Below are 4189 nucleotides of genomic sequence, written 5' to 3' on the forward strand. Positions count from 1 at the left end.
CCGCAGCAGCGGCCGGCCCGCCCCCAGGCCCCCCTCAGACCACATGAACGACTCTCGACTTACGAAAGAGGGCTTGACGACCAGTGCTTGACGTCAACTTCTTCGACGAGCTCCGCATCGGCCTGGCCACCGCCGACGACATCCGCCAGTGGTCGCACGGCGAGGTCAAGAAGCCGGAGACCATCAACTACCGCACCCTGAAGCCCGAAAAGGACGGCCTCTTCTGCGAGAAGATCTTCGGCCCCACCCGGGACTGGGAGTGCTACTGCGGTAAGTACAAGCGCGTCCGCTTCAAGGGCATCATCTGCGAGCGCTGCGGCGTCGAGGTGACCCGCGCCAAGGTGCGCCGTGAGCGGATGGGCCACATCGAGCTGGCCGCCCCGGTCACGCACATCTGGTACTTCAAGGGCGTGCCGTCCCGTCTGGGCTACCTGCTCGACCTGGCGCCGAAGGACCTCGAGAAGGTCATCTACTTCGCCGCCTACATGATCACCTGGGTCGACGACGAGCGCCGCCAGCGCGACCTGCCGTCCCTGGAGGCGCACGTCTCGGTCGAGCGCCAGCAGATCGAGAACCGCCGCGACTCCGACCTCGAAGCCCGCGCCAAGAAGGCCGAGACCGACCTGGCCGAGCTGGAGGCCGAGGGCGCCAAGGCCGACGTGCGCCGCAAGGTGCGCGAGGGCGCCGAGCGCGAGATGAAGCAGCTGCGCGACCGCGCGCAGCGCGAGCTCGACCGCCTCGACGAGGTGTGGGCCCGCTTCAAGAACCTCAAGGTCCAGGACCTTGAGGGCGACGAGCTGCTCTACCGCGAGCTGCGCGACCGCTTCGGCACCTACTTCTCCGGCTCGATGGGTGCGGCGGCCCTCAAGGACCGCCTGGAGACCTTCGACCTGGCGGAGGAGTCCGAGCGCCTGCGCGAGATCATCCGCACCGGCAAGGGCCAGAAGAAGACCCGTGCGCTGAAGCGCCTCAAGGTCGTCTCCGCGTTCCTGCAGACCACCAACAAGCCCAACGGCATGGTGCTGGACTGCGTCCCGGTCATCCCGCCGGACCTGCGTCCGATGGTGCAGCTGGACGGTGGCCGCTTCGCGACCTCCGACCTGAACGACCTGTACCGCCGCGTGATCAACCGCAACAACCGCCTGAAGCGCCTGCTCGACCTCGGTGCCCCCGAGATCATCGTGAACAACGAGAAGCGCATGCTCCAGGAGGCCGTCGACGCGCTGTTCGACAACGGCCGCCGCGGCCGTCCGGTCACCGGTCCGGGCAACCGCCCGCTGAAGTCCCTCAGCGACATGCTGAAGGGCAAGCAGGGTCGTTTCCGTCAGAACCTGCTCGGCAAGCGAGTCGACTACTCGGCCCGTTCGGTCATCGTCGTCGGCCCGCAGCTCAAGCTGCACCAGTGCGGTCTGCCGAAGGCCATGGCGCTGGAGCTCTTCAAGCCGTTCGTGATGAAGCGCCTGGTCGACCTGAACCACGCGCAGAACATCAAGTCGGCCAAGCGCATGGTCGAGCGTGCCCGCCCGGTCGTGTGGGACGTGCTCGAAGAGGTCATCGCCGAGCACCCGGTCCTGCTGAACCGTGCGCCCACCCTGCACCGCCTCGGCATCCAGGCCTTCGAGCCGCAGCTGGTCGAGGGCAAGGCCATCCAGATCCACCCGCTCGTCTGCACCGCGTTCAACGCGGACTTCGACGGTGACCAGATGGCCGTCCACCTGCCGCTCTCCGCGGAGGCGCAGGCCGAGGCCCGCATCCTGATGCTGTCCTCGAACAACATCCTGAAGCCGGCCGACGGTCGCCCCGTCACCATGCCGACCCAGGACATGGTGCTCGGTCTGTTCTTCCTGACCTCGGACCGCGACAACGTGAAGGGCGCCGGCCGCACCTTCTCGTCGACCGCCGAGGCGATCATGGCCTTCGACGCCCGCGACCTGGACGTCCAGGCCCCGATCGAGCTGCGCCTGCCGGCCGGCACCGTCCCGCCGCGCGGCTGGACCGCCCCGGTGGACGAGGACGGCCAGTCGACCTGGTACGAGGGCGAGCCCTTCCGCCTGACCACCACCCTGGGCCGCGCGCTCTTCAACGAGCTGCTGCCCGAGGACTACCCGTTCGTCGACTACGAGGTGGGCAAGAAGCAGCTCTCCGCGATCGTCAACGACCTGGCGGAGCGCTACCCCAAGGTCGTCGTCGCGGCGACCCTGGACAACCTGAAGGCGGCCGGCTTCCACTGGTCGACCCGCTCGGGTGTCACCGTCTCGATCTCGGACGTCATCGTCCCGCCGAGCAAGCCCCAGATCCTGGAGGGCTTCGAGGCGAAGGCGGAGAAGGTCCAGAAGCAGTACGAGCGCGGTCTGATCACCAACGACGAGCGCAAGCAGGAGCTCGTCGGCATCTGGACCCAGGCGACCAACGAGGTCGCGGACGCCATGGCCGCGAACTTCCCGAAGACGAACCCCATCTTCATGATGGTCGACTCGGGTGCTCGTGGAAACATGATGCAGATGCGCCAGATCGCCGGTATGCGTGGTCTGGTGTCGAACGCCAAGAACGAGACCATCCCGCGACCCATCAAGGCGTCGTTCCGTGAGGGTCTCACCGTGCTGGAGTACTTCATCTCCACCCACGGTGCCCGTAAGGGTCTGGCCGACACCGCCCTCCGTACCGCCGACTCCGGTTACCTCACCCGTCGTCTGGTCGACGTCTCCCAGGACGTCATCATTCGCGAGGAGGACTGCGGCACCGAGCGCGGCCTGAAGCTGGCGATCGGTTCCGTGGGCGCGGACGGCGTGCTGCGCAAGGCCGACGACGTCGAGACCAGCGTGTACGCCCGCATGCTCGCCGAGGACATCACCGTCGACGGCAAGCTGCTGGCCACCGCCAACACCGACCTCGGTGACGTCCTGATCGACGAACTGATCCGCCACGGCATCGGCGAGGTCAAGACCCGCTCGATCCTGACCTGTGAGTCGGCCGTCGGCACCTGCGCCATGTGCTACGGGCGCTCGCTGGCCACCGGCAAGCTGGTCGACATCGGTGAGGCGGTCGGCATCATCGCCGCCCAGTCCATCGGTGAGCCCGGTACCCAGCTGACCATGCGTACCTTCCACACCGGTGGTGTGGCCGGTGACGACATCACCCAGGGTCTGCCGCGTGTCGTCGAGCTCTTCGAGGCCCGTACCCCCAAGGGTGTGGCCCCGATCTCGGAGGCCGCCGGCCGGGTCCGGATCGAGGACACCGAGAAGACCCGCAAGCTGGTCGTCACGCCGGACGACGGCAGCGACGAGATCGCCTACCCGGTCTCGAAGCGCGTGAAGCTGCTGGTCAGCGAGGGCGAGGCGGTCGAGGTCGGCCAGAAGCTGACCATGGGTGCCACCAACCCGCACGACGTCCTGCGCATCATGGGCCAGCGTGCCGTCCAGGTCCACCTGGTCGCCGAGGTCCAGAAGGTCTACAACTCGCAGGGTGTGTCGATCCACGACAAGCACATCGAGATCATCATCCGGCAGATGCTCCGCCGCGTGACGATCATCGAGTCGGGCGACGCCGAGCTGCTGCCCGGCGAGCTGGTCGAGCGCGGTCGCTTCGAGCAGGAGAACCGCCGCGTCGTCGCCGAGGGCGGTCACCCCGCCTCCGGCCGTCCGCAGCTGATGGGTATCACCAAGGCCTCGCTGGCCACCGAGTCCTGGCTGTCGGCCGCCTCCTTCCAGGAGACGACCCGGGTCCTCACCGACGCGGCGATCCACGCCAAGTCGGACCCGCTGCTGGGCCTCAAGGAGAACGTCATCCTCGGTAAGCTCATCCCGGCCGGTACGGGTCTGCCCCGCTACCGCAACATCCGGGTCGAGCCGACCGAGGAGGCCAAGGCCGCGATGTACTCGGCCGTCGGCTACGACGACTACGACCTGTCGCCCTTCGGCGCCGGCTCCGGCCAGGCGGTCCCGCTGGACGACTACGACTACGGCCCGTACACCGGCTGAGTCACCTCCCGGCCCGACCACGGGCCCGGACCGCATGGGCGGTCACCCCGCACGGGGTGGCCGCCCTGCGGCGTTCCAGGCCCCTCGGCCGAGCGCTGCCGGGGCCCGGAGGGAAACCCGGTTAGGACATTCGGCCGGAGTCGCGTAGAGTCGTGTTCACCGACGCGGGGTGGAGCAGCTCGGTAGCTCGCTGGGCTCATAACCCAGAGGTA

At 68.0% G+C, this 4189-nt stretch carries 1 protein-coding gene; it reads left to right on the forward strand.

The features are described from left to right. Positions 1-83: 83 nt before the first annotated feature. Complete coding sequence (locus ACFU7Y_RS41070; RefSeq protein ID WP_224278209.1) at positions 84-3977, forward strand: DNA-directed RNA polymerase subunit beta'; 3894 nt, start codon at positions 84-86, stop codon at positions 3975-3977. The last annotated feature ends 212 nt before the right edge of the window (positions 3978-4189 follow it).

Origin of the sequence: Kitasatospora sp. NPDC057542, from assembly GCF_042801945.1 — a bacterium.
Classification (GTDB): Bacteria; Actinomycetota; Actinomycetes; order Streptomycetales; family Streptomycetaceae; genus Kitasatospora.